24 protein-coding genes are annotated in these 24,872 nt (G+C 64.1%); 5 read left to right on the top strand and 19 right to left on the bottom strand.

Features of this window, described 5'->3' with window-relative positions:
• Nucleotides 1–7: 7 nt before the first annotated feature.
• The 9 genes from ARC63_RS13925 to grxD form a co-directional block, all read right to left on the bottom strand.
• Complete coding sequence (locus ARC63_RS13925) at nt 8–4,723, bottom strand: pilus assembly protein (protein ID WP_231298642.1); 4,716 nt, start codon at nt 4,721–4,723, stop codon at nt 8–10.
• Nucleotides 4,720–5,130 (bottom strand): pilus assembly PilX family protein, encoded by a 411-nt coding sequence (locus tag ARC63_RS13920; protein ID WP_343144385.1) that lies wholly within the window; start codon nt 5,128–5,130, stop codon nt 4,720–4,722. Before ARC63_RS13920 ends, ARC63_RS13925 begins: the two co-directional genes overlap by 4 nt.
• Before the next feature lie 80 nt (nt 5,131–5,210).
• A complete protein-coding gene (locus tag ARC63_RS13915; RefSeq protein WP_269213948.1) occupies nt 5,211–6,356 on the bottom strand; it encodes a PilW family protein in 1,146 nt (381 codons plus the stop codon).
• A gap of 32 nt (nt 6,357–6,388) precedes the next feature.
• Complete coding sequence (gene pilV, locus ARC63_RS13910; RefSeq protein ID WP_057503594.1) at nt 6,389–6,859, bottom strand: type IV pilus modification protein PilV; 471 nt, start codon at nt 6,857–6,859, stop codon at nt 6,389–6,391.
• Nucleotides 6,856–7,374, bottom strand: coding sequence for a GspH/FimT family pseudopilin (locus tag ARC63_RS13905; RefSeq protein WP_057503593.1), 519 nt, complete (start codon nt 7,372–7,374; stop codon nt 6,856–6,858). Before ARC63_RS13905 ends, pilV begins: the two co-directional genes overlap by 4 nt.
• A 162-nt stretch (nt 7,375–7,536) precedes the next feature.
• The gene (gene ppnN / locus ARC63_RS13900; protein WP_057503592.1) at nt 7,537–8,925 is read right to left on the bottom strand and encodes a nucleotide 5'-monophosphate nucleosidase PpnN; all 1,389 of its coding nucleotides are present in this window, start codon (nt 8,923–8,925) and stop codon (nt 7,537–7,539) included.
• A gap of 252 nt (nt 8,926–9,177) precedes the next feature.
• Entirely contained in the window at nt 9,178–12,393 is a 3,216-nt protein-coding gene (locus ARC63_RS13895) for a TonB-dependent receptor (protein WP_057503591.1), read from the bottom strand.
• 233 nt (nt 12,394–12,626) lie between these two features.
• Nucleotides 12,627–13,403 (bottom strand): SDR family NAD(P)-dependent oxidoreductase, encoded by a 777-nt coding sequence (locus tag ARC63_RS13890; protein WP_010486100.1) that lies wholly within the window; start codon nt 13,401–13,403, stop codon nt 12,627–12,629.
• A complete protein-coding gene (gene grxD, locus ARC63_RS13885) occupies nt 13,400–13,720 on the bottom strand; it encodes a Grx4 family monothiol glutaredoxin (protein ID WP_005408852.1) in 321 nt (106 codons plus the stop codon). Before grxD ends, ARC63_RS13890 begins: the two co-directional genes overlap by 4 nt.
• A 120-nt stretch (nt 13,721–13,840) precedes the next feature.
• On the opposite strand from grxD, the gene ARC63_RS13880 reads away from it, so the two are divergent.
• A complete protein-coding gene (locus ARC63_RS13880; RefSeq protein ID WP_019337156.1) occupies nt 13,841–14,419 on the top strand; it encodes a superoxide dismutase in 579 nt (192 codons plus the stop codon).
• A 74-nt stretch (nt 14,420–14,493) separates the two neighbouring features.
• Here ARC63_RS13880 and ARC63_RS13875 read toward each other — a convergent pair whose 3' ends face one another.
• From ARC63_RS13875 to purE, 3 genes are all read right to left on the bottom strand, one after another.
• On the bottom strand, nt 14,494–14,835 hold the full coding sequence (locus tag ARC63_RS13875; RefSeq protein ID WP_057503590.1) for a carboxymuconolactone decarboxylase family protein: 342 nt from the start codon (nt 14,833–14,835) through the stop codon (nt 14,494–14,496).
• Between the two features lie 112 nt (nt 14,836–14,947).
• Entirely contained in the window at nt 14,948–16,096 is a 1,149-nt protein-coding gene (locus ARC63_RS13870; protein ID WP_057503589.1) for a 5-(carboxyamino)imidazole ribonucleotide synthase, read from the bottom strand.
• Nucleotides 16,093–16,596 carry a 5-(carboxyamino)imidazole ribonucleotide mutase gene (purE, locus tag ARC63_RS13865; protein ID WP_057503588.1) on the bottom strand — a complete coding sequence of 168 codons (504 nt, stop codon included), beginning with the start codon at nt 16,594–16,596 and terminating at the stop codon, nt 16,093–16,095. Before purE ends, ARC63_RS13870 begins: the two co-directional genes overlap by 4 nt.
• A gap of 58 nt (nt 16,597–16,654) precedes the next feature.
• Here purE and ARC63_RS13860 point away from each other — a divergent pair, with 58 nt between their 5' ends.
• The 4 genes from ARC63_RS13860 to ARC63_RS13845 all read left to right on the top strand — a co-directional run bounded on the left by ARC63_RS13860 (nt 16,655) and on the right by ARC63_RS13845 (nt 19,388).
• Nucleotides 16,655–16,924 carry a Trm112 family protein gene (locus ARC63_RS13860; protein WP_057503587.1) on the top strand — a complete coding sequence of 90 codons (270 nt, stop codon included), beginning with the start codon at nt 16,655–16,657 and terminating at the stop codon, nt 16,922–16,924.
• Entirely contained in the window at nt 16,921–17,772 is an 852-nt protein-coding gene (gene nadC / locus ARC63_RS13855) for a carboxylating nicotinate-nucleotide diphosphorylase (RefSeq protein WP_010486110.1), read from the top strand. Before ARC63_RS13860 ends, nadC begins: the two co-directional genes overlap by 4 nt.
• A 198-nt stretch (nt 17,773–17,970) precedes the next feature.
• Nucleotides 17,971–18,969 (top strand): DUF2272 domain-containing protein, encoded by a 999-nt coding sequence (locus ARC63_RS13850; protein WP_057503586.1) that lies wholly within the window; start codon nt 17,971–17,973, stop codon nt 18,967–18,969.
• 68 nt (nt 18,970–19,037) lie between these two features.
• Nucleotides 19,038–19,388 carry a DUF3301 domain-containing protein gene (locus tag ARC63_RS13845; RefSeq protein ID WP_005408844.1) on the top strand — a complete coding sequence of 117 codons (351 nt, stop codon included), beginning with the start codon at nt 19,038–19,040 and terminating at the stop codon, nt 19,386–19,388.
• A 104-nt stretch (nt 19,389–19,492) separates the two neighbouring features.
• On the opposite strand, the gene ARC63_RS13840 is transcribed toward ARC63_RS13845, so the two are convergent.
• From ARC63_RS13840 to ARC63_RS13810, 7 genes are all read right to left on the bottom strand, one after another.
• Entirely contained in the window at nt 19,493–19,945 is a 453-nt protein-coding gene (locus ARC63_RS13840; protein WP_005412806.1) for a ClpXP protease specificity-enhancing factor, read from the bottom strand.
• An 84-nt stretch (nt 19,946–20,029) separates the two neighbouring features.
• Nucleotides 20,030–20,665, bottom strand: coding sequence for a glutathione S-transferase N-terminal domain-containing protein (locus tag ARC63_RS13835; protein WP_005408842.1), 636 nt, complete (start codon nt 20,663–20,665; stop codon nt 20,030–20,032).
• Between the two features lie 134 nt (nt 20,666–20,799).
• Nucleotides 20,800–21,549 (bottom strand): cytochrome c1, encoded by a 750-nt coding sequence (locus ARC63_RS13830; protein ID WP_057503585.1) that lies wholly within the window; start codon nt 21,547–21,549, stop codon nt 20,800–20,802.
• Complete coding sequence (locus ARC63_RS13825; RefSeq protein ID WP_006429450.1) at nt 21,542–22,801, bottom strand: cytochrome b; 1,260 nt, start codon at nt 22,799–22,801, stop codon at nt 21,542–21,544. Before ARC63_RS13825 ends, ARC63_RS13830 begins: the two co-directional genes overlap by 8 nt.
• Complete coding sequence (gene petA, locus ARC63_RS13820) at nt 22,801–23,421, bottom strand: ubiquinol-cytochrome c reductase iron-sulfur subunit (protein WP_010486121.1); 621 nt, start codon at nt 23,419–23,421, stop codon at nt 22,801–22,803. The genes ARC63_RS13825 and petA overlap by 1 nt, the downstream gene beginning before the upstream one ends.
• A gap of 201 nt (nt 23,422–23,622) precedes the next feature.
• Nucleotides 23,623–24,549, bottom strand: coding sequence for a lytic transglycosylase domain-containing protein (locus tag ARC63_RS13815; protein WP_057503584.1), 927 nt, complete (start codon nt 24,547–24,549; stop codon nt 23,623–23,625).
• 46 nt (nt 24,550–24,595) lie between these two features.
• On the bottom strand, nt 24,596–24,872 hold a 277-nt coding region (locus ARC63_RS13810; RefSeq protein WP_057503583.1), incomplete at its 5' end, for a DUF885 family protein.

Raw genomic sequence — 24,872 nt, 5'->3', positions numbered from 1 at the left:
AAACAGTTCATCGAATCTGCCGCCATGACTGGCGCCCACAGGGCCGTGGCAGATACATGCCATCAGCCCCCTGGGTACCAAGCATATAGGTGCATGGTTCCAGCAACTCATCCACCTTGCACTTGGTCTTGCTGGGGTCGCAGGGTGTCAGTTTGGGGACAAACACACTGTTGTTGGTAATCGGTCCGCCCTGGCTGCCCTTGCCCCCCTTGGTCAGCTTGATTCCGCCACAATTGCCGGTGCAGATCGAATCACCGCCGGGCTTGTCGCTGAGGCCAGACATGCCTCCCCCGCCGGTCAGCAGGTACACACCGTAGCGCCAGTTGACCCCCCCGCTGCCACAGATGGCGCTCCCGGGAACATAGGTCAGGAAGAACACACGGCCACTCTGAATCGTCGGCGTTGCAATGAAACGCTCGCCATCAACGATTGAATCGACGGTCAGGTCTACGTACCAGCCACGCTTGTTCGTATAGCTGACCGGATTGGAGGTAATGTCGCGGGTCTCATAGCCATTGCTGTCGGTGCCAACCAAGACGCTCTGCTGGACCAGGCTGGTGCGGTCGGCGATCGGTGTTTTCAGATCGTCCCATACGCCATACAGCGTCTGCACGCCGGTATTCGCATTGACGGTGTTGTCGTCGGCCGCGAAGTACTGCCCGGTACCGAAGAACAAACTGATGCCGCCGGCCGGACCGCTGCTGACTTCGATGCTTCCGGTGATGGGCTGCGCCACGTTGTTGCGGGTCGCAGTGAACAGTGGTGCTCCGCTATAGGCCACGTTCCAGTTGGCCGAATCATTGCTGGACAGATCGAACTTCCACAGATTGCCCTTCATGTCGCCGCCATACACTGTATCGGTCACCCCATCCGCATTCTTCAGCGCCACCGGCACGATGTTCATAAGGCCATTGCGGCCCACGTACTTGGAATCAGCCGGACTCAAGCGCTTGAGCACCTTGCCGGTCTGGATATCGACCACGTACAGCACAGCCTTGCCACCTGACGAGTTCACACCGTTGCCGAACAGCGCGACAAAACGCGGTGCTCCACCACTGGTGGCGCTGGTCAACGGAACGATCGCTGGCTTGCCAAGCACGAAACCAAGATCTGATTCGTTCTTGCCGGATACTTCCCACAGCACCTTGCTGGCGTCGAACCCGCTCGGATCGCTGACATCCAGAGCGAATACCGAGCCATTGCCGACGCTTGCCGCATTCGGCGCCTTGCTCGCGCCACCGGCGCCGGTGGTCGCCGCCACCACGGTATGCCAGGAATCACCGTAATAGACATCCGAAGATGTCACCGGACCGTCCACATAGTAGCGGTGGCCATACTTCGGGTTCGCCAGTTCGGCAATGTGCTGCAGTGATGTGGACGGAATGAAAGCAAACTCCTCCCTGCCCGCCGCCGCTGTGGTGCTGGCATTGAAGCCGTGCAGCATGCCGTCGTTGGCACCGACATAAACCATGGTTGGTGGTCCATTGGCCGCACGCTTTGCATTCAGGAAGGTCTTGTAGGCACTGCCGAGCGTCTGCTTCCACGCAACGCTCTGCGCCGTCCAGCCCCCATAGCCAAAATCATCGCGGTTGGACACGATTTCAGTAGTGGAGTTGATGATGTCACCCAGAGGCGAGGTGCGGGTCCGAAGCCCAGGCACTGCGCTGCCGCTGAGATAGTTGACCAGTTGGTCGACAGTCGTGCTACCGAACCAGGCCGGGATCGGTGTCGGGGTGGTGCTGAAGCCCATCACCGCCAGCTTCTGCGCGCGGGTGCTGCCTGGAATGGCGGACGCCGTGAACGCAGCTGCAGCTACAGGCGTGACCACATCCTTGGTGTCCTGCATGTTGGCGGATGTCGCCATGAAGATCTTGCGGTTGGCGCCCGCCATCCTGCTCGATGCACGCCACAATTCATCACCATCGGCGCCGCTGGGCAACACCTGGGTTCCCACCACGTCACCCGTCCAGTCATTTGAGCCGGCAGTAACCTTGTAATGCGAGCCTACCGTGAACGAGCCGGTAGTGATGCGTGCACCCGAGCCACTGCCACCGACCGGCGCGTCGCCCTCGGCAGCACTGGCAAAGATGTCATCCAGCGCCTGGCGCAGCTTGGAAGGATTGCGAGCCAGGAAATAGTTGTCGGGTACTCCGGGCTTCTTGCTGTCCCACTTCTTGCCAGCCGGCACGCCGTATTTGGCGGCGTACCACAGCGGGCTTTCCAGCTGGCCGGCTGCCACACCACTTGAGGCCTTGTACTTGATCACCACCGGCCGATCCCACGTACTAGGGAAATCATCGGACTGGGTAATGACGGAACCATTGCGCGCAGGACCGCTGGTGCCCCGTTGGTAATCACCCTTGCGCAGGGTCAGACGCTGCACCGTATCGGCGGCGTTCGAGCCGGAAATGGTATAGCCGGTCAGCATTGCGTTGCCGGCGAAGGCGGACAGGTTCTCGATTCGGATCAACACTTCGTCGGCCGCCACGGTGCTGCGCAAGGTGGTACCACGGCTGGACTGATCGCGGTTGCACAGGGTGGTGGTGGTATTGGCAACCACGCTGCGGGTCGGATCAGCACGCCAGCACATGTCATTGGCACCCGGCGGCACAGTGTTGCAGGCTGCCCCTACGCAATAGCTCATCATCGCCACAACGTCATTGTCGTGGTCATTGCCCCACAATGAGTCCTCCCATACCAGCGAGAAGCTGCCCGAACTCGCGTCATTCGCGTACGGCCGACCGTACTTGTTGTTGTTGACACCGGATTTTACTCCAACACCAACCGAACCCAGGAAGCAGCTGCGCCAACCGGCGTCCTTGATTTCCAGCCAACCGTCGTTGTTGGCCTGGCACAACGGCGCCAGACTGATGGTCTTGCCGCCGACCTTGATCTCGAACTTCGGCAGGTTCTCGGCCATCGCCACGGTATAGGTGGTGGCGGAGATCTTGTAACTGGCTGGCTTGCTCTGTACGCCTGGGCGCAGATCGGTAGCCGCTGCAGCCTTGGCCATGCCTGCCACCAGATAGCTACCCTCCATCGAAGGAATGTCGGGACAGATGCCACGCGCCAGGCTGAGATTGTCGACGGTACGCCCCTGGCAGATATCTTCGTGGGTATTGAGCGGAGTGCCGCTCGGACTCGGGGTCGCACCCACGCGACCGATCATCCAGCTTTTACCGGCGATGCCCTCAGCGGTTCCGATATCGTTGGTCGCGGTAGTCGCGTTGATCGAAGCGGGCAACGTACCAATGTTGTCGCTGTCGAACGACGGCAGACCAGATGACATGACCAGAATGTTGCAGGTAGCGCAATAGGAGTTGCCGCCCTTGGCCGGGTCCCGATAGGGGTCGACCCAGGCAATGCCGGTTGGCAGCGTAGGGAGATCACCAGAATCACTGTAAACCTTGCTTCCACCCGTCACATAGCGCAGGGCTTCTGCATACATCTCCGCCAGCGGATTGCCCCAGGCGCTGCACTTCTGGCTGCCTGAGCCGGGGTTGTTGAGAATCTTGGATTTATCGGTGCCTACACGATTAAGAATGCCGTACTGGTTGCAGTCGGTCCAGTTATCCTTCCAGTTCCACTGGTCGATGCTGAAGTTGGAGATCGTGTTGATCACCCCTTCGCCATTGGCGGTCGCGCCGGACTTCATGTAGCAGAACTGTCCGGTGGAGAGATCGATCTCGTCACCCGCGCCGCAGAAGCTGTCACCATTGCCGGCCAGCTTGCCGATGTTCCGGCGCAATACGCCACCATCACGCGGATTGGCATATGTACCGGAAATCAGGCCAAAACGCAGGCGCCCGCTCTCACCATAGGTCTGCAGCAGGCCGGCCGGCTTGTAACGATCGGTATTGCCACTGGTGTACTTGCGGCAGTAGCTTTCGCGCAAGGCGTCAGTGCCTCCCGCGCAGACATCCAGGCGCACAGCATAGTCCGCTGCCGATCCGGGCACGTCCCGCTTGCCGTCGGTATCGGTACGGCCGACGCCGCACTGATAACTGGCCGTCGCTGCCCACTCGGACCAGTTGCCCGAGGCCACCCGCATCAGCGACCCGCTGGTGGCAGATGTGTTGCCATTGCAGAATGACCAGCCGGTGGAGTTCGCCGTCAGCGGTGCGAAGCTGCCGATGTCTGAACCGGTATACACCTTCACCCAAGCGTGCAGATCATTGGGAATCCGCGCGCGCTCGATGATGGTCTGGGTCAGGCTGTCTGTTGTGCGCAGTCCACCGTAAAGCACGCTACGCATGACGTCCAGCCTGCTCATGGTGACCCAGTTGAGGAAGTTGCCGGACCACTGGCCCGTGCAGCTGTGACCGTTATTGCCACCGCCCTTCGCGGCAGCCTTGAACAGTGCGTTGGCTCCAGTTCCTGTCACCGAGTAGCAGAGTTTGGAGTCGAAGTAGCCGCCGTACTCGAATGCATCCAGATAGGTCGTATCGAGGATGCCGTCCTCACTGCCATCAGGACCGCCACCGATGTCGGTGTAGTCGCTGTATGCCTTGTTGAACAGCTGTTCGTCACGCGACATCACCATCATCATCAGCGGTGGCTGGCTCTGCTTGCTGTACAGCGGCTCCTGGGCGATATCGAAGTCACCAATGGCCGCACGTAGCGGGATCACCAGCGCGGCGACAGCAGCGACGACAGCACCAGCGGTACCCCATCGCAACCACTGGGACGGAGTGAGGCGGAGGAAACGGCGCGGAGTGTTCATGGAATGAAAACCGTATCGATGACGGCGCTGGCCGAAGCGTTGGTGGTGGCATCACTGGACAGGGCAGTGACCTGATAGATGTTGCCGGTGTCTTCGTTCAACTTCGCACCCACGCGACGGCTGGAGGATGGGAAGCACTTGTCGATCCGACGGGTGTACTGCGCCGAATTGGCGGAAACTCCATTAGCCCAGGTCAGTGGGTCGTAGGTTGGGCTGCAGGCCTCCTGCGCCGCAGCGTACAACCCACCACCTTCGATGGTGGTGGCAATGGTGTCCTCAACCTGACGGGCATTCTGCTCAGCGTTCTGGAACGCCAGGTTGGTCCGTAGATAATTGGCCGCCATGCGCTCCTGCATGCCTGTTACCTGCATGCCTGCGATGCCGATCAGAGCCAGCAGGATGAGCATGATCAGGGCAACGTAGAGCACCGCACCCCGTTGAGTGCGAGGAGGTTGCCAGCGGGGCGCGCGTAGAGCCATGGGATGCCTCAGTTGCCAAACAGGCGGTTACGGATTGCGATGGTCGTCTGGTAGGTGGAGCGCATGCGCCCATCACTGGGCGCGGCAAAGGTCACCCCCAGCGCAGTGAGTGCCGCCCCGTCCTTGGCCTGGGTAGCTGCGGCCGGGTCGGGGCTGGACATGACCAGACCCAGTTGCACGGCACCCACACGCCGCCAGGCCTGCGCGGTATCGGTCAATGACTTCTCCACGTCATCAGCGGTGCCTTGGCGGTCGATGAAACCGGTTGGTGCGGTCCGCGTCAGGCCGCGATCCTGCCCGTACAGCAGCTGCATGTTGGCCACACCCTCGACCAGCGCTTCGGGCGCGCTGGCAGTGAATGCACCATTGGGAGCAGCACCGAAGCGGACGCGGTACAGCGAGGTCTGCTCCCTGTCGGCATCTTTACCGACGTAGAACACCACGCTTTCGGCGCGATGCAACATGGTCTGCCCTTCGGTATAGACGCTGCTGAAAGTGCCGGTGTTGTTCGGCGCGGTGTCAAAGGTCACGGTACCGGCAGCGGCATTCACTGCATTGGCCTGGAACGTGGTCGCGGAAATGCAATCTGCGACACCGAACAATCCCGGATTGCTGACACCACTGTTGAGCACCGCTACGCGCTTGGCGTCGAAACTGAAGATCGGCTTGGACGCGGTGCCGCCGATCAGGGTTACCGGAACACCGTCGGGCATCAGGTAGCGCATTGCCACGATATCGCTACCGTTGACCCGGTTCGGCAGGGCATCAGCGATCTCCTTCGGCAGCACGGGGAGGTAGTCCACGCCGCCCGTCGGCGGATCTGCGCTGATCGTGACATCTTTGCCGGGCGCGGTCCCGACAGCTTCATAGCCCTGGATGGAACGGCCGAAGTCCAGGGTTGGATGCGCGCTGGCAGTCAAAGTGCTGTGCAGCGATCCGGAAAGATCGTGCGACTGGTCGTTGACGCAACCGAAATGGCCGGCCATCCGCAGTTCGCGCTGCAGGGTATCCATCGCGAACCGGCTATTTTCCTGCACGCGCGCCATACCCTCTGACAACTGATAGGCCGCACGGGAGGCGGCGAACACCTGGATCACGGCGAGCATGATGATCAGGCCGATGGCGAGCGCAATCATGAGCTCGATCATCGACACACCAGCCAGATAACGACGGGAACGAAGCGTGCTCACAGGCGTGTACTCGCACTGAAGGTAGTGTCATCAGCATCTGCACTCCAGCGCTCATCTCCCCAACTGACGCGCACCGTGACCACGTTGTTGTTGCGGGTAACTGATGCACTGGCGTTGTCGCCGAGCGCTTTGCCCAGCCGGCAACGCCAATCTTTCATGAAGGCTGCCTGATCAATGTCCTTGCCGATCGGCGGATTGCACTCACTTGTAGTCGCTGAGTAGTCACCTACATACAACGCGGCAGCTACGCGATTGATACGGACCTGATCGAGCAGCTCATAACTGAGGTTGGTGGCTTGGGTGCGGTAGTTCGCACTCTGTACGTAGCGTACGTTCATGGTCTGAAGCAGTGCAAAGCCAAGCAGCCCGATGCCGAGCACAAGAATGGCGATCAGCACTTCAATCAGGCTGAACCCTTTCTGCGCGCCATGGCGCGCCACCTTCCACTGGATGCGACGACGATTCATTTGCAGGCCTCCTTGTGCAACCTGAGCTGGCCCGTCAGGGACACCGTTAGACGCCGTTGAAGTGGCTGGTCACCGCATTTGTCCGGGCGAAGAGTAATGTCGGTGGCCGTAGCGGCCCGACTGCGCCCACGAGGATCGAACGCCACCGACACCGCGTTCACATCAACTCCGGACATCGCTGCGCGTGGCTCGCTGTAACGCAGGACGGCCTCCCCGGCATCGAAGCCGCCGTTGCCGTTGGTGTCATCCCACACCATCCAGCCTTCGATCCATGACTTGCCATCGCAACTGGTACCGGTACTGGAAGCACATATGCCGGCGCCGTGCGCATTTTTGACCGCTTCCGAGCGCGCCAACGCCAGCGAGGCCATCAACTCGTTGCTGGTCGTGGCCATTCGATTGGAACGGATCGTACTTTGGAAGCTCGGATACGCGATGGTGCTCAGGATCGCCAGGACGGCAACCGTGACCATCAACTCAACCAGCGTAAAGCCGTTTTGCCGGCGCAAAGACATTGGACGCTCCCCAGCGTGTTGATGGCCACGATGGGCCATCGCCCTGCCACCGGCAAGCGGCGGCAGGATGAACGGTCATTCCGGGGCGACGGGCGTCAAGGCCTTTGACGACCCGCCCTCCCCTGCCTGTACCGGCGCGATCCCCATCGCGCCGGCGCAGACTCAGGCCAGCACCTGATAGCAGGGCTGGTATTCGCCGGAGATCTTCATCCGGCGCTGTTCGACGAAGGCACGCAGCAGCGCGTCCAGGGCCTGCATCATGTCCGGGTCGCCATGGATCTGGAACGGCCCGAACTGCTCGATGCGGCGCATGCCGTCTTCCTTCACGTTGCCGGCCACGATGCCTGAGAACGCCCGGCGCAGGTCGGCCGCCAGCGCGTGCGGGGCACGCCCGTGGTGCAGGTCCAGCGCGGCCATCGCCTCGTGGGTCGGCACGAACGGCTGCTGGTACTCCCACGGAATCTCGATCGACCAGTTGAAGAAGAACGAGTCCTTCTGCGCCAGGCGGTGCTCACGCACGCGCTTGATGCCGTTGGCCATCTTCTTGGCTACCGCCACCGGGTCACCGATGACGATCTCGTAGCGCTCGGCGACCGCATCGCCCAGGGTCAGGCGGATGAAGCGGTCGATCTGCTCGAAGTACGGCGCCGCCACGGTCGGGCCGGTCAGGATCAGCGGGAACGGCAGGTCCTTGTTTTCCTCGCGCAGCAGGATGCCGAGCAGGTACAGGATTTCCTCGGCCGTGCCGACACCACCGGCGAACACGATGATGCCGTGGCCGATGCGGACGAAGGCCTCCAGGCGCTTCTCGATGTCCGGCATGATCACCAGGTGGTTGACGATCGGATTCGGCGACTCGGCGGCAATGATGCCCGGCTCGGTCAGGCCGATGTAACGCGTCACGGTACGGCGCTGCTTGGCGTGGGCAATGGTCGCGCCCTTCATCGGGCCCTTCATCGCGCCCGGACCGCAGCCGGTGCAGATGTCCAGACCGCGCAGACCCAGCTCGTAGCCCACCTGCTTGGTGTACAGGTACTCGTCGCGCGAGATCGAGTGACCACCCCAGCAGACGACCAGATTCGGGTCGCCCGGATTGAGGATGCGCGCGTTGCGCAGCAAGCCGAACACCGCGTTGGTGATGCCCTCGGACGACTCCAGCTCGGCCGCGTAGGCCGGGCCCATCTCGATGGCCATGTAGGCCAGGTCACGCACCACCGCGAACAACAGTTCGGCGACGCCGCGGATGATCTCGCCATCAACGAAAGCCATCGCCGGTGCATTGACCAGGTCGATGCGCACGCCGCGATCCTGCTGCGCCACCTGGATGTCGAAATCGGGATACAGATCGCGCGCCGCGCGCGGATCGTCAGAAGCACTGCCGCTGGTCAGCACGGCCAGTGCGCAGCGGCGCAGCAGCTCGTGCATGCCGCCGGCAGACGCATCGCGCAGCCGGGCCACTTCGGCCCGCGACAGCACATCCAGCCCACCGCGCGGGTAGATCCGCGCGTCCTGCACCGGCAGTGCACGGGCTGATTTTTCGTTCGTGGTCATGTCCAATTTTTCGCTTCCTTCAAGGTTTCCGACTGTACTGCCGCCCCCTTAAAAAGCAAAACGGCCGGGAAGCCCGACCGTTGGATGTGTGCTTCCCGCGTTCGCCTTTCCGGGACCGCATCGGCGGTGTTGGCACCGCGCACATTTCTGGATGCTACGCCGATGCCAGGTGACCTGCAAGGACTTTCGCCTGAACGGAAAACGGCCGGGTTTCCCCGGCCGTTTCCACTTACTGCTTCAAGCTCTGATGGATCAGAACTCGTAACGCAGGGTAAGCATTGCAGACCAACGCGAAACGACGCGGGAAGGATAGCCCGAGCTGAAGTCATACTCACGCAGTTCCTGCGGCGAGTTGCGGCCCAGGTCGTACTCGTACGAACCATCGGCCTTGACCTTGCCAGTGGTCAGGTAGCGGGTGTCGAAGTCAGACGCATTGCGGGTCCGGCCCCAGCTCTTGTCCAACATATTCAGGAAGTTGTAGATATCCAGACGCAGGATCGACTTGTGCTCTTTGAAGAAGCCCGGCAGTTCCTGCTGGATGGCCACGTCCAGCTGGTTGACCCACGGGTTGCGGGCACCGTTACGCTCGGCGACCGAACCGCGACGAGCTGCCAGGTACGGATTTTCGTCGATGCGGCGCTGGAACTCGGCGATCTCGTCGGCGGTCGCAGCACGATTGCCCTTCACGTACGAAACCTTCGCGTCATTCAGCAACGGAATGTACGCCGGGTCCTGGAAGATGCCGTCACCGTTCATGTCACCATCAACCAGCCACGTGTAAGGCAGGCCGTTGCGACCGGTGTAGAAGCCGGTAATGCTGGTCTTGTAGTCACCGAAGAACGCGTGCTCCCAACCCAACGACAGCTTGATCTGATTGCGGATCTCGCGAGTGGCGGTGCCGGCATACTCCTCGTTCGGGTTCAGGCGCGAAACGAACTGGTAGCTCGACCAGGCCTGTGAACTGGTGTCCGAACCCACCTCCGTTGCCTTGGTGTAGGTGTAGGACAGGTTGCCGTACCAACCATTCGCCATCGGCTTGTCCAACGAGAAGGTGACTGCAGTGGAGCTACCCTTGTCGGAGTTGGTCAGGTAGGTCGAGTTGGTGGTGTAACCCGGCTTGCTACCATTGTTCTTCACGCCGCCCGGAGTGACCCAGTAGCTATCACGACCATCGAACAGCTGGCCATTCGGCGTACCAATGTTCAGGGCGTTGTAGAACACCGCATCCTTGTTCTTCAGGTACTGCACTTCGACGGTGCCCACCAGGCCCATCCACGGCAGCTCATGATCGTAGCCCAGGCTAGCCTTCCAGACGGTCGGCAGCTTGAAGTCCGGATCAATGGAATCCATCTGCGCGTTGGTCGGCGCGGCGGCACCGCTCGGGAACGGCTGATTGAATGCATCCGGACTGAACGCGTACTGGCCATTGTTCGGGACACAGCCGCGAACCACGGTGTTGCCGTAGGCGCAGAACGAGGCCGAGGTCATGCCGTTGTTCTGGTACGGATTGGCAAGCCAGACGAACGGCGGGACCGACTGGAACAAGCCCACGCCACCGCGCAGCTGCGAGTAGCGCTCGGTATCGAAGGTGTAGTTGAACGAGAAGCGCGGCATGATCACCTTATTGCTGCTGCCGAGCTTGTAGTCATTGCGGAAGCCGAAGGTTTCCTCGAAACCCGGCTTGCGCGGCGGCGCCTTGTCGGCCTTCGGGATATTGGCGCGCACACCATAGGTGATCGACAGGTTGTTATTTACCTGCCAAGTATCCTGCAGGTACGGACTGATCATGGTGAAACCAATCGCAGCCGCAGTGTCGGCTTCTGAGTACCCGCCGATCGGACGGCGCACATCGTAGCGGTAGTACTTGCCTGCTTCGAAGTCAGCGATGCTGTCAAAGGTATACACACCGTGCAGATCGCGACCATACAGATTCAGCGCGTCGGTATCTTCATAGTCGAAACCACCCTTGATGGTGTGATCACCGGCGTAGTAGGTACCGAAGATCGAGGCGGTCTTCTTCTTGGTGTTGATCGCATTCTCGTGTCGATTGCGGTCTTCACCCAGGCGCACACCGTTGCTCGAGCCAGACTGGGTGCTGGCCACACCCACATTGATGGTCGGCAGGTTCTGCGAAGCGCCCGAGACCTGCTCGAACTTCTGGTAGCTGAACTTGGCCTCGGTCGTGAAGTTGTCGGTCCAATCGCTGAACAGCTGCAGTGCAGTGTTCTTGGTCTCGCTGGTCTTGGTGAACCAACGGCTGGTAAGGATCACCGAGTTTGCGTTGCTGTCGTACGGCTGCGGCAGCGACTCCTCAGTCTGCTGGTAGGTCAGGCTGGCGCGATGTGAGTCGTTGATGTTCCAGTCGATTTTGCCCAGATAGCGCTTGTTGGTCAGATTCACGCCACCGGCTGCACCATAGGTACCCGGATCGATTCCGTACTTGTTCTTGGAAATATCGATGACCCGGTCGATCTCCGCGCGCGTCACCGCACCAGTGCTCAGACCGTCGGAAGACGCCGCACCACCGAAGTCGGTGATTTCCTGTTCTTCATACGACCCAAAGAAGAACAGGCGATCCTTCAGGATCGGACCGCCCAGAGTGAAGCCCTTGGTGGTGTCCTTGCCGAAAGCATCGTAGTCCTCGCCGTTGCGCTTGCCCACCATGCTATCGGCCTTCTTGTACACGTAGTACGCCGAACCGTGGAACTCATTGGTACCAGACTTGGTGACCGCATTGATCGCGGCGCCGACCACGTCCTGAGACACGTCATAGTCGCTGACCTTGATATCGTAGGCAGCAATCGTGTCCACCGAGATCGGCGAGCCGGTGTACGGCATGCCGTTGGCGTTGAGGCCGAACGGGTCACCCTGAGACAGGCCGTCGACCGAGATCTTGTTATAGCGGTTGTTGATACCCGCGACCGAGATTGCGCCGGTAGCCTGGTCAGTCACGCTGATGCGCGGATCCAGGCGAGCGACGTCATCCAACGAACGGTTGCCCTTGGGCGCCAGCTCCAGCTTGCGGCCGTCAACCGAGGTACCCACGCCCTTGTTTTCCGAGCTGAAGACGCTCGAGCCGGCAGTGGCAACAACGTTCACGGCATCCAGGTTCGTCGCCGCCAGATCACCGCCCAGGTTGGCGTTGACCGTGTTGACCTGGTTCAGATTCAGGAAGACACCTTCTTCGGTCTTGGTGCCTTCACCGGACTTGGTGATGGTGATGGTGTAAGGGCCACCCACGCGCAGGCCGCGCGCGGTGTAGCGACCCGACGCATCGGTGGTGGCACGCGAAACGGTGCCCGACTCGGTGTGGGTGATGGTGACTTCAGCACCAGCAACAGGCTGGCCTGCGGCGGACATCACCTGGCCGCCGACACCGGCAGAGGTGCTCTGGGCAAAGGCGGGAGCGGCGGCGAGCGCAGCCACGAGACCAAGGGTGAGCTTGGACATCCGGAGTGGGTGGGTCATTTTTCGGTAGCCTCGATGCGAGTTGGCGATGGCGGAAAAAAAAGCGCATCCAAACAGCCCTGCGGGTGGCTGGTCGGACATTTATCTGGGGTTCCCTACCGCTTGGCTGAAGGAAGCCACAACGGTTAACACTAGATTAACACGCTACGCCATCAATGTGACGGTTGTGCGACAAACGGCACCGGATCGCAACGCAATCGTGACGGGTTCTTCACTCCGCCTTTCCCCGGGATCTACTCGCCGGGGGGCGCCTCGCTGGCATCGAGAATCTGGCCGCGCCAGGTAGCGCCAGCACCGGACAACAGGGTCACGGCCGCGGCGGCGGCGGCCTCCGGGCCTTGCGCGGCCGGGTCCTGGTCTACGGAATAGGCCCGGGCCCGCAGGGCCGTGCGCAGCGGGCCGGGGTACAGGCCACTCACCCTTACCGGGCTGCGGCCGAGCTCGTCGTGCAGGCTGGCGATCAGGCCACGCAGGCCGTGCTGGGCCACACCGTAACCGCCCCAGTAGGCCTGACCGACCCGCTCGGGGGCATCGACCGCAAACACCAGCGCCGCATCTTCGCGCTGCCGCAGCAGCGGCAGGCAGGCCTGGGCCAGCCAGGCGGGCGCAGTCAGGGTGACGTGCACCGCGCGGGCGAAACTGGCTGGGTCTGCCAGCTCAAACGGGGTCAGGCCCGGGAAGTGAGCGGCACAGACCAGCAGGCCATCCAGGCGCCCCAGCTCGCGCTGCAGGGCCTGGGCCAGCTCGGCATAGTCGTCGGGGCCCGCGCCTTCCAGGTCCAGCGGATACAGCAGCGGCTCCGGGCCGACCGCCTGCACCTGGGCGTAGACACGGTCCAGGCGGCGAGGCTTGCGGCCCAGCAGAACCACGGTGGCCCCGGCGGCCGCAGCAGCCACTGCCGCCGCACAACCCAACCCGCCACCGGCACCGGCGACCAGCACCACGCGATCCTGCAACGGGCGGCCATCGAGCGCCCCGTCGGTCGGTGACGTCGATGGCCAGGCACTCATCCCTGGGTCGCCTCTTCGACGATGCGCTTGAGCTCGCCGGCTTCGAACAGCTCCAGCACGATGTCACAGCCGCCAATCAACTCACCGTTGATGAACAGCTGCGGGAAAGTCGGCAGGTTGGAAAAACGCGGCAGGTTGGCGCGGATCTCGGGCTCTTCCAGCACGTTGACGGTGCGCAGGGTGACTGCGCCGGCCGCCATCAACGCCTGTACGGCGCGGCTGGAGAAGCCGCACATCGGGTATTGCGGGGTGCCCTTCATGAACAGCACGAGCGGGTAACGATCGACCTCGGCCTGGATTTGCTGCATTACCGCCACAACCACACTCCTTGCTTCGCCGGACAAACCGACCCTGATGGTCGGCTAGACTGCCCACGGTAGCCGCCATTGTAAGCGGATGGAACCGGCTGCCGCCGCCCCCTGGCCACGAACCTGTCCATGCCTGTCGAATTGCCCGCCCTGCCCTATCTTCCCGGCTCCCTGCAGCCGCACCTGTCCGCACAGACCGTGGAACTGCATCACGGCCGCCACCATCGCGCCTATGTGGATGCCGTCAACGCCGGCATTCTCGGCACCGAGTGGGAGGAAGCGTCGCTGGAGGAGATCGTCCGCCACGCCCAGGGCACGCTGTTCGATGCCGCCGCCCAGGCCTGGAACCATGCCTTCTACTGGCAGTGCCTGCGCCCGCGCGGCGGCGGTGAGCCGCAGGGGCGACTGGGCGAACTGGTCAAGCGCCAGTTCGGCGACGTGCAGCGCCTGCGCGAGGAATTCAACCGCACCGCGCTGGGCCTGTTCGGCTCCGGCTGGGTCTGGCTGGTGCAGCATCCGGGCGGGCAGCTGGGCCTGCAGGCCACCCGCAATGCAGGCACGCCATTGACCGGTGAAAGCACCCCGCTGCTGTGCTGCGACGTCTGGGAGCACGCTTACTACACCGACTACCAGAACGATCGCGCGCGGTATCTGGACGCGTTCTGGCAGATGGTCAACTGGGAATTTGCCGAAAGCCAGCTGCGCTGAGCCCTGTAGAGCCGAGCCCATGCCCGGCTGCTGTCCGGCCAGCCGAGCATGGGCTCGGCTCTACAGATCAGGCATCACGCGCTCTCGTGCGCGGCCACGGCGTCCATCACCCGCGCCGAGTACACCAGCGCCGCACCGGCGTTCAGCGACACCGCCACACCGAGCGCCTCGGCGATCTCCTCGCGGCCGGCGCCGTGCTTCAGCGCGGCATCCACGTGCACGGTGATGCAGCCGTCGCAGCGGGTGGTCACGGCCACCGCCAGCGCGATCAGCTCGCGGGTCTTGGCATCGAGGTGGTTGGTCTGGGCACCGGCGTTGGCCAGCGTGGCATAGCCCTTGACCGTGTCCGGCGAGAGCTTGCCGATCTCGCCGATACGACCCTTAAGCTCCTTGCGGTAGGCATTCCAGTCGAGCATGGGGATGACTCCTGTGAAAGGAGCTCCACGCTAACACCGGGAATGTTGCGCCGATGCCTGCACCGGCGCGTCACAGCGTTGCACTGCCGGCCAGCGGCCGGCACTACCGGGCTCAGCGATTGCGCAGCGCGTGTACCGCCGGCGCCACCTGGGCCTGGCGGTCCAGCTCCAGGCCGACCTGGTCCAGCGCATCGGCCAATGCAGCGGCATCATCGTCGCGCAACGTGGCGTGGCCGACCTTGCGGCCTTCGCGCGGCTCCTTGCCGTAGTCGTGCCAATGACCGCTGGCCTGGGCCAGCACCGGCGACGGGTCCGGCATCGCGCCCAGCCAGTTCAGCATGCAGACGTGGCCGAGCATGCGGGTGCTGCCCAGCGGCAGGCCCAGCACCGCACGCAGATGGTTCTCGAACTGCGAGGTCTCGCTGCCTTCGATGGTCCAGTGGCCGGAGTTGTGCACGCGCGGTGCCATCTCGTTGGCCAGCAGTTCGCCGTCACGACAGAACAGCTCCAGTGCGAACACGCCCACATACTGCAGGTGCTCGGCGACGCGGCGGGCATAGCCGATCGCGGCCTGCTGCTCGGCATCGGACAGCACGGCCGGGGCCACGCTGGCCGACAGCACGCCGTCGACATGCCAGTTGCCGGTGACCGGCCAGGCCTCGAAGCCGCCATCGCGGCCACGCACAGCGACCACACTGACCTCGCGCTGGAAGGCAACGAAGCCTTCCAGGATCAGCCCGGTGCGCTCGACCTGTGCGCCAAGCGCGTCCCATGCAGCGTCGATGTCGGCTTCGCTGCGCAGGCGGAACTGGCCCTTGCCGTCGTAACCGAGGCGGCGGGTCTTGAGGATGCACGGGAGGCCGAACTCGGCGGCCTTCGCAACCAACTCGTCACGGCTGCGGATATCGGCAAAGGCGGGCAGCGGAATGCCCAACTGCTGGAACAGGGTCTTCTCGCTCAACCGGTCCTGGGCCACCGCCAGCGCAGCCGGCGGCGGGTAGACCGGCACGCGGTCGGCCAGGAACTGCGCGCTGTCGGCCGGCACGTTCTCGAAATCGAAGGTGACCACGTCCACCTTGGCGGCGAAATCCGCCAACGCCTGGCGGTCATCGAAGGCACCGACGGTGAGCGGCGCCAGCGGGCCGCTGCAGGCGTCGGCTGCCGGGTCGTACAGTTCGAAGCGCAATCCCAGCGGCGCACCGGCCAGGACCATCATGCGGGCGAGCTGACCGCCGCCCAGGATGCCGACGGTCAGGCTCATTGGCGCGGATCGTCGTGGGCCATCACCTCTTCGGTCTGGCGTGCACGGAAGGCGTCGAGCGCCTGGCCGATCGCCGGCTGGTCGCTGGCCAGCATCGCTGCGGCGAACAGCGCGGCGTTGGAGGCGCCGGCATTGCCGATGGCGAAGGTGGCGACCGGAATGCCGGCCGGCATCTGCACGATCGACAGCAGCGAATCCATGCCGTTGAGGGCCTTGGACTGCACCGGCACGCCCAGCACCGGCACGGCGGTCTTGGCGGCGATCATGCCCGGCAGGTGCGCGGCCCCGCCGGCTCCGGCGATGATCGCGCGCAGGCCACGCGGGCCCGCCTGCTCGGCGTAGCTGAACAACACATCCGGCGTCCGATGCGCGGACACCACCTTCACTTCGAACGGAACACCCAGGGCTTCAAGCTTCTGGGCGGCGTGCTGCATGGTTTCCCAGTCGGAACGGGAACCCATGACGATGCCGACAAGCGGCGCGATCGGGTTGGGGGTCATTGGCCGTCACCTGCCTTAAAGACGTATTCTAGCCATCTTCCACGCAAGACGAAGAACCATGGATCGCAAGCTGCTCGACCTGCTGGTGTCGCCGGACACCCGCCAGCCCCTGTCCCTGCTGGATGGCAAGGGCCTGGAAGCCCTCAACAAGGCCATTTCCGCCGGCGCGATGAACAAGGCCGATGGCAACCCGCTGGCGCAGCCGCTGCGCGAAGCGCTGGTCACCCGCGACCGCAAGCAGGTCTTCCGCGTTGACGACGGCATCCCGGTGCTGCTGGCCGAGGAAGCCATCCCCACCGCCCAGATCGCCGACTTCCCGGCCGCATGAGCGCGCTGCCGACGCCGGATGCGGCCGTTGTCGCCGCCGATGTCGCGCGTGCGCTGGCCGAGGACCTGGGCAGCGGCGACGTCACCGCTGCGCTGTTGCCCGACCAGGCTGACAGCGCGTACCTGCTGTGCAAGCAGGACGGGGTGATCGCCGGTCGCCCCTGGTTCGACGCCACCCACCGCGCGCTCGACCCGGAGGTGCGCATTGAATGGCGTGTCTCCGAAGGTGACGCGGTCACTGCCGGCACCGTGCTGGCCCTGCTGCATGGGCGCAGCCGCAGCCTGGTGAGCGCCGAGCGCACCTCGCTGAACTTCCTGCAGACGCTGTCCGGCACCGCCACGACCACCGCGCGTTACGTGGCCGCGGTGGCCGGCACCGGCACGCGCATTCTCGATACCCGCAAGACCCTGCCCGGCCTGCGCCTGGCGCAGAAGTACGCAGTGCGCTGTGGCGGCGGCGAGAACCACCGCTTCGGTCTGTACGACACAGTGATGCTGAAGGAAAACCACATCCGTGCTGCCGGTTCGCTGCCCGCAGCCGTGGCTGCCGCGCGCCGGCAATGGCCCGCGCTGCCGCTGGTGGTCGAGGTGGAGGATCTGGCGCAGCTGCGCCAGGCGCTGGAAACCGGTTGCGAACGCATCCTGCTGGATGACTTCAGCCCGGACCTGCGCCGCGAGGCCGTGCGCATCACGGCGGGCCGCATTCCGCTGGAAGTATCCGGCAGCGTGGGCCTGGGTGGCCTGCGTTCGATCGCGGAGGACGGCGTGGACTGCATCTCCATTGGTGGCCTGACCAAGCACGTGCAGGCGATTGACCTGTCGTTGAAGCTGGGCCCGCCGCCGGGTTGAGGCCTACGGGACCTTGTAGCGCCGAGCCCACGCTCGGCTGCTTCTCGATCTGCGGCGCGCCCTGCACGCGCTTCGCGCGATAAGCCGATCTACCGCTTCGCTCGCCGGGCATGGCCCGGCGCTACCGGCTTGGCGGCCTTCACGGCTCGGCTACGCCTGCCTCTGCGACGCTGCCGGCATCCCCCACAGGAGCCGCGCATGCGCCGGATGCTCTTGCCTGCCTGTCTGCTGCTCGCGGCAGCCCCCTTGTCCGCAACGGCCGCCGAAGCCTGTGATGTGCCACCGCGCTTCGGCCTGAGTCCGCTGGCGGTGGCCATCCGCAACACTGCCTGCAACGAGCACCGGCTCTGGTACCGGCCCTTCATCGACCGCGATGGCCGCGCCGCCAGCCTCAGCGTCACCGAAGCCGAACGTGATCACCTGGCCGACAACGGCCTGATCGCCTGGCAGCGCGTAGCCGGTTACTGGCGCGACAGCGGCACGCTCAACGCAATGGGCAGCATCACCGGCGCCAGCAGCTGCCTGGCGCCGCTGGGCACGCGCTACACCGACAGCGACTGCCGAGCGTTCCTGATCGACAACCCATGGTCAGCCGCCTTCATTTCGTGGGTGATGGTGCGTGCCGGCGTGCCCGGCTTCAACACCTCGCCGCGCCATATCGACTACATCCGCGCCGCGTACCAGGGTGGGCCTTCGGGCGTGCCCTACCGGCTGGTCGACCCGGCCACCGCCAAGCCCGCGCCCGGCGACCTGCTGTGCTTCCTGCGCGACCGCAGCACCACGCTCAGCTACAGCGGGCTGGTGCAGGCGCTGGGCAACGGTTCGGTGGGCCACTGGAAATCGCATTGCGAAGTGGTGGTGGCTGCCAACCTGGGGGGCGACCAGACCCTGTACCTGGTCGGTGGCAACGTCATGAACACCGTGGCGATGCGGTTGCTGCAGCTGGACCGCACCGGGCTGATCAAGTTGCCTCCGGCACGCGAACGCAACAGTACCGGCATCGACCCCAGCTGCACGCCCGGCCGCGAGGACGAATGCAGCTTCAACCGCCAGGACTGGGCAGCGCTGCTGCAGTTGACCGCCACATCACCGCTGGTGATGCCGTCGCCAACTGCGAGGCCAATGCAGCCCGCGCCACCGCAGCCGGTCGTCATACCGCCTCAACCAGTCTCTGCTGGTCCACAACCGACGCGGTGATGCGAGGCGCTTGATCCAGCGCGCGTTCGCCGCCATCTTTGCGGGATCGACCTCTGACGGCTGACGCCATGCCCACCCTGCTGCTGTTGCTGATTGCCGGCGGAATCATCTATTTCTTCTGGAATGCCGCACGTTCGGCCGCCGAGCGCGCGGTCGAACTGGGGCGCAATGCCTGCCGCGCCGCCGATGTGCAATGGTTGGACCAGGCGGTGCACGCCACCGGCCTGCGCCTGTCGCGCGGCGAGGATGGCCGACTCGGCTTCGAGCGCACCTTCAAGTTCGAGTATTCCTACGATGGCATCGATCGCCATGTAGGCCGCATGGTGCTGCGCGGCGATCAGCTGATCTCATTCACTGGTCCGGGCGCGGCGCGGATCAGCCAGATCCGCGCAGATGTGGACGATGCCGAGGATGTGTAGGACCTGAAGGTGTGCCGACCAACGGTCGGCACCCACACAATTCCGGCACCCGCCGATAAATCCTGCAAAGGAAAACGCCGCCCATCGGGGCGGCGTCGGAAACATTACTTGACCACGCGCAGGTTCGGGCGCCCCTTCGGCGGCGGACTGGCCGGCGGCGTATCGTCCGGCGGCGTGCCTTCCTCGTGCAGCAGCTCGTCGCTGGTCGGCGCGGTTTCGTTGCCCGGAATGTCATCCGGCAATGCCATGCCCTGCCCGGTCTCGCGGGCGTAGACGGCCAGCACGGCGCTGATCGGTACCTGCACCGGGTAGCTGGTGCCGGAGAAGCGCGCCGAGAAGCTCACCATCTCGTTGTCGATCATCAGCCGCACGACGGCACGTTCGGCGATGTTGAGCACGACCCGGCCATCCTTGACCGCCGAAGGCGGGACCTGCACGCCGGGAACGCCGGCGTCGACCAGGATGTGCGGGGTCAGCTGGTTGTCGTTGATCCATTCCACCAGCGCCCGCAGCAGGTACGGGCGGTGGCTGGTCATGTGGAAGAAGTCTTCGGTCATGCGTGAAGTGTACGCGCCCGGCGCCCTGCCGGGGCGGATCGCCTGCACGCCGGTCGGCGTGCAGACGGGTAACGCATGCCCGGATCAGACCGGCAGATCGCGCAGCTTCTTTTCCTGGTCGGTCAGGCTGCGGACGAAACCGGGATGGCGGAAGATGCGGTTGCCGTAGTCTTCGATCGCCTTGCCGTCCTTCGGCAGCGGTACGTCCAGCGACTGCAGGCGCCAGATGATCGGCGCCATCGCGCAGTCGGCCAGGCTCATTTCCGGGTTGAGGAAGAACTTGCTGGCCTTGAACAGCGGCAGCGAGGCGGTCAGCAACTCCTTCAGGCGCTTGCGGCCGGCCTCCGCCTGGGTCTTGTTGCCCAGCTGGATGGCCTGCACCTGCGGCACCCAGTCGTGCTCGATGCGCAGCATGGCCAGGCGGATGCGCGCACGCGACAGCGGGTCGACCGGCATCAGCGGCGGATGCGGGTAGCGCTCGTCCAGGTACTCGCTGACCACCGACGCGGCGTAAAGCACCAGTTCGCGTTCGACCAGCGTCGGCACCGAGTGGTACGGATTGAGGTCGATCAGGTCTTCAGGCGGGTTCTGTGGATCGACCGGAACGAAGTCGAAGGTCACACCCTTGGCCGCCAGGACCAGGCGTACACGGTGGCACAGTACATCGTCGTTCGAGGAAAACAGCGTCAGTGTATTGCGCATGCGTACGCTCGCCGCCATCAAAGGCTCTCCCACGACAGGAGACCGCCTGCCGCATCGGCGCCGCCGGCACCGTGCCAGCGATCGACTCCTCCCCGAGTGTGCAACCGACCATCACAAAAGCCAATAGGCCCGTGCGATGGCCGGCGGCAGATTCAGTGAACGTCCTTCCAGTATTCCTTCTTCAACAGATACAGCAGGAAGGTCAGCAGGGCCAGGAACAGGATCACCCACACGCCCAGCTGCTGGCGCTTGAGCGCGGCCGGTTCGCCGGCATATTCGAGGAAGTTGGTGATGTCCCGCACGGCCTGGTCGTACTGCCCGGCATCGACCGAACCCGGCGTTTCAATCTTCAGGCCGGTCACCGGCGGGTCCATGCCCGGCGCTTCGGGCTTGCCATGCACGGCATGCTGCAGGCCCTGCATTTCCCACAGCGGGTTGGGCATGGACGCGTTGGCGAACAGCGCGTTGTTCCAGCCCAGCGGCCGGCTGCTGTCCAGGTAGAACGACTTGAGATAGGTGTAGACCCAGTCACTGCCCCGCACGCGCGAGATCAGGCTGAGGTCCGGCGGCATCTTGCCGAACCACTTCTCGGCATTCTCCTTGGGCATCGCCACCGGGATCGGATCGCCGATCGCCGAGCCGGTGAAGTTGAGGTTGTTCATCACCTCCTCTTCGGTCAGGCCCAGGTCCTGCGCCATCCGCGAATAGCGCAGGTACTTCAGCGCGTGGCAGCCGGAGCAGTAGTTCATGTACAGCTGCGCGCCGCGCTGCAGCGAAGCGCGGTCACCCAGGTCGTTGCCAGCCTGCAGCAGCTTGGTGCCGCCTTCGGCGGCGGAGGCCAGGAAACTGCCCAGCATCAGGGTGGCCGTCAGGGCCAGCCGGACCATCCAGCGATCAGTCATGGGTGGTCACCCTCTCCGGTACCGGCTTGGTCTTGTCCAACCGTGTCCATAGCGGCATGGTGATGAAGAACGCGAAGTACAGGAAGGTCAGCACCCGCCCGATGTAGGTCTCGTGCACGTCGGTGCCCGGGCCGGAACCAATCACGCCCAGCCAGACGAAGCACACCGCCAGCACGCCCAGCATCACCTTCGAGATCCAGCCGCGGTAGCGCACCGACTTCACCCTGGCCTTGTCCAGCCACGGCACCAGGAACAGGATCGCAATGGCCGAGAACATCACCAGCACGCCGCCCAGCTTGTTCGGCACCACGCGCAACATCGCGTAGTAGGGCGTGTAGTACCAGACCGGCTTGATGTGCTCCGGGGTGACCAGGCGGTTGGCCTCGGTGAAGTTGTCGTGCTCCAGGAACAGGCCGCCGAAACCAGGCGCGAAGAAGATGATGAAGGCGGCGATGATCAGCAGGAAGCCGGCGCCGACACCATCCTTGAGCGTGTAGTACGGGTGGAACGGAATACCGTCGGCCGGAGCGTTCGGCGACCAGCGGTTGCCCTTCGGCCCCTTCTTGATCTCCACGCCATCGGGGTTGTTCGACCCCACTTCGTGCAGCGCGCCCAGGTGCAGCACCACCAGCAGCAACAGCACCAGCGGCAGGGCGATGACGTGCAGTGCGAAGAAGCGGTTGAGCGTGGCGTCACTGGGCAGGTAGTCGCCCATGATCCACTCGGTCAGGCCGTTGCCGATCACCGGTATCGCGCCGAACAGCGAGATGATCACCTTGGCGCCCCAGAACGACATCTGGCCCCACGGCAGCACGTAGCCCATGAAGGCTTCGGCCATCAGCACCAGGTAGATCAGCATGCCCAGGATCCACACCAGCTCGCGCGGCTTCTGGTAACTGCCGTACAGCAGGCCGCGGAACATGTGCAGGTAGACCACGATGAAGAACAGCGAGGCCCCGGTGGAGTGCATGTAGCGGATCAGCCAGCCCCACTCCACATCACGCATGATGTATTCAATGGAGCCGAACGCCTCGGCGGCGTTGGTCTTGTAGTGCATCGTCAGGAAGATGCCGGTGACGATCTGGTTGACCAGCACCAGCAGCGCCAGCGAACCGAAGTAGTACCAGATGTTGAAGTTCTTCGGCGCGTAGTACTCGCTGACGTGCTTGCGGTACACCGGCATCAGGCCCGGTGCGCGGGCATTGACCCAGTCGGCCACGCCGCTGGCGGTACGGCTGAGGATATTGGCCATCAGGCAGCCCCCTGCGGATCGACACCGATGATGATGGTGTTGTCGTCCTGGTAGTGGTGCGCGGGCACCTTCAGGTTGATCGGCGCCGGCACGTCCTTGAAGACACGACCGGACATGTCGAAGCGCGACTTGTGGCAGGGGCAGAAGTAGCCGCCCTTCCACTGCGGGTCGTAGGGCTCAGGCCGGATCTCGGCGACCATTTCCGGCGAGCAGCCCAGGTGCGTGCACAGGCCGACCAGCACGGAAATATCCGGCTTGATCGAGCGCAGCTCGGGGTTCTGCTTCAGCACGTATTCCGGCTGCTGGTCCTTCTCGCCGGACTCGGGGTCCTTGAGACGGCCGTCCAGCCCGTGCAGCGCATCGAGGATCGCCTTGGACCGCTTGACGATCCAGATCGGCTGGCCACGCCATTCCACGATCAGGCGTTGGCCTTCCTGCAGGGCGCTGATGTCGGCCACCACCGGTGCGCCGGCAAGCTTGGCGCGGGCACTGGGGTTCCAGGATTTGATGAAAGGAACTGCGGTGAATCCGACGCCGACGGCGCCCACCACGGCTGTGGTGGCAGAAAGAAAACGCCGACGTCCGGTGTTGACTGGATCGTGTACCCCATCGTTGGCCATCCGGCACTCCGATATTGATTAGGTAGCTTTAAGGCTGCCAGCGGATCCGGTGGGGGCCAGAGCCGCATTGAATCACGGTTGAGTGTAGCGGAACCGTCGCGCGCCACACAACGCATTGCAACAACATTGATTTTTGGGTTGCCGGCCAGCGACCGGCACTACCGGCTGCTTGCCGCTTCGCTCGCCAGGCATGGCCTGGCGCTACTGCTTGCTCAATGCGGTGCGGTAACGCTCGGCCAGCTGCCCGACCCGGCGCACGTAGTACTGGGTTTCGCTGTAGGGCGGTACGCCGCCATGGCGGTCGACCGCGCCTTCGCCAGCGTTGTAGCCGGCTGCGGCAAGGGTCAGGTCGCCATTGAAGCGCTTCAGCAACCACGCAAGATACTGCACGCCGCCGCGGATGTTCTGCCCGGCATCGTAGGAGTCACTGACCCCGAAGCGCGCGGCGGTTGGCGGCATCAGCTGCATCAGGCCCTGCGCACCGGCACGGCTGAGCGCGGTCGGGTTGTAGGCCGACTCGGCATGGATGATGGCCCGCACCACCGCCTCTTCCACGCCGAACTCGCGCGCGGCCGAGGTGATCTCGGTCTGGAAGGCCGAGGTGTTCAGGCGCACGCTGCCGAAGTCCACGCGTGGATTGACCCCGCACGCGTAGCAGCGCTCCATGAAGCTGTAGCGGATGGTCCGCACCGGGCCGAGGTTGGCGACCTGGGTCGGGCGCGCACTGGTGTAGTGGCGCACGCCGTCCTTCATGAAGGAATAGACCTGACCGCTGACCATGCGCCCGGCACGCGAGGCGGCCGGCTGTGCCGGAGCAGCTGCGGGCGCGGATGCAGGTGCCGGCGCAACCGTTGCCGGCGCTGCGGCGCTGGCGGCAACGGCAACCGGGTTGCGTTCGATGCTGGCCACCGTGGTCGGCGCCGGCCTGGATGCGGCCACCACCGGGCGCGGCGCAGGACGGGTGTCGCGGCTGTAGCTGATGGTGCTGCAGCGCGCACCTGCCACCCGCTTGCTTACATAACTGGTGACGCCGTCAGGGCCCTGGCACTTGTACAGGGTGCCAGCGCTGGCCGGCGCAGCGGTCAGCGCAGCGATGATGATCGCCGTTGTCCCCAGTATCCCCTTCATGGCGGCGAGTGTCCCAGCTTCGCCGGAGCTTGCCAAGCGATGTGGCTCAGCCTGTGACCGGCGGCACGGCCAGCACCTGGCCCAGCCCGGCCAGGCGCTGTACAACGTGGCCGGGCTGGGCCATGATCCGCTCGACTTCGGCGTTGGCGTCGTCACTGCTCATGTCCACGGTCTTCTGCAGGTAGGCCACGGCCTGCTGCTTGCTCCAGCCCTGGGCGTTCACGCCGGTGTCGGCCACCACGCGGGCAGGACGCAGCAGGCGAGAATACAGGTAGCCGATGCGGTCGTAGGGATCGGAGTAGATGCAGAGGTTCTCACCCAGG

Origin of the sequence: Stenotrophomonas geniculata ATCC 19374 = JCM 13324 (assembly GCF_001431625.1) — a bacterium.
In the GTDB taxonomy this organism is placed as follows: domain Bacteria; phylum Pseudomonadota; class Gammaproteobacteria; order Xanthomonadales; family Xanthomonadaceae; genus Stenotrophomonas; species Stenotrophomonas geniculata.
This window is presented reverse-complemented; position numbering and strand designations above follow the sequence as displayed.

Bases quoted from the DNA above. Each gene is read 5' to 3' on its own strand.
- ARC63_RS13925 (WP_231298642.1), bottom strand. From the start codon at position 4,723: ATGAACACTCCGCGCCGTTTCCTCCGCCTCACTCCGTCCCAGTGGTTG.
- ARC63_RS13920 (WP_343144385.1), bottom strand. From the start codon at position 5,130: ATGCTCATCCTGCTGGCTCTGATCGGCATCGCAGGCATGCAGGTAACA.
- pilV (WP_057503594.1), bottom strand. From the start codon at position 6,859: ATGAATCGTCGTCGCATCCAGTGGAAGGTGGCGCGCCATGGCGCGCAG.
- ARC63_RS13905 (WP_057503593.1), bottom strand. From the start codon at position 7,374: ATGTCTTTGCGCCGGCAAAACGGCTTTACGCTGGTTGAGTTGATGGTC.
- ppnN (WP_057503592.1), bottom strand. From the start codon at position 8,925: ATGACCACGAACGAAAAATCAGCCCGTGCACTGCCGGTGCAGGACGCG.
- ARC63_RS13895 (WP_057503591.1), bottom strand. From the start codon at position 12,393: ATGACCCACCCACTCCGGATGTCCAAGCTCACCCTTGGTCTCGTGGCT.
- ARC63_RS13890 (WP_010486100.1), bottom strand. From the start codon at position 13,403: ATGAGTGCCTGGCCATCGACGTCACCGACCGACGGGGCGCTCGATGGC.
- ARC63_RS13880 (WP_019337156.1), top strand. From the start codon at position 13,841: ATGCCTGTCGAATTGCCCGCCCTGCCCTATCTTCCCGGCTCCCTGCAG.
- ARC63_RS13875 (WP_057503590.1), bottom strand. From the start codon at position 14,835: ATGCTCGACTGGAATGCCTACCGCAAGGAGCTTAAGGGTCGTATCGGC.
- ARC63_RS13870 (WP_057503589.1), bottom strand. From the start codon at position 16,096: ATGAGCCTGACCGTCGGCATCCTGGGCGGCGGTCAGCTCGCCCGCATG.
- purE (WP_057503588.1), bottom strand. From the start codon at position 16,596: ATGACCCCCAACCCGATCGCGCCGCTTGTCGGCATCGTCATGGGTTCC.
- ARC63_RS13860 (WP_057503587.1), top strand. From the start codon at position 16,655: ATGGATCGCAAGCTGCTCGACCTGCTGGTGTCGCCGGACACCCGCCAG.
- nadC (WP_010486110.1), top strand. From the start codon at position 16,921: ATGAGCGCGCTGCCGACGCCGGATGCGGCCGTTGTCGCCGCCGATGTC.
- ARC63_RS13850 (WP_057503586.1), top strand. From the start codon at position 17,971: ATGCGCCGGATGCTCTTGCCTGCCTGTCTGCTGCTCGCGGCAGCCCCC.
- ARC63_RS13845 (WP_005408844.1), top strand. From the start codon at position 19,038: ATGCCCACCCTGCTGCTGTTGCTGATTGCCGGCGGAATCATCTATTTC.
- ARC63_RS13840 (WP_005412806.1), bottom strand. From the start codon at position 19,945: ATGACCGAAGACTTCTTCCACATGACCAGCCACCGCCCGTACCTGCTG.
- ARC63_RS13835 (WP_005408842.1), bottom strand. From the start codon at position 20,665: ATGGCGGCGAGCGTACGCATGCGCAATACACTGACGCTGTTTTCCTCG.
- ARC63_RS13830 (WP_057503585.1), bottom strand. From the start codon at position 21,549: ATGACTGATCGCTGGATGGTCCGGCTGGCCCTGACGGCCACCCTGATG.
- ARC63_RS13825 (WP_006429450.1), bottom strand. From the start codon at position 22,801: ATGGCCAATATCCTCAGCCGTACCGCCAGCGGCGTGGCCGACTGGGTC.
- petA (WP_010486121.1), bottom strand. From the start codon at position 23,421: ATGGCCAACGATGGGGTACACGATCCAGTCAACACCGGACGTCGGCGT.
- ARC63_RS13815 (WP_057503584.1), bottom strand. From the start codon at position 24,549: ATGAAGGGGATACTGGGGACAACGGCGATCATCATCGCTGCGCTGACC.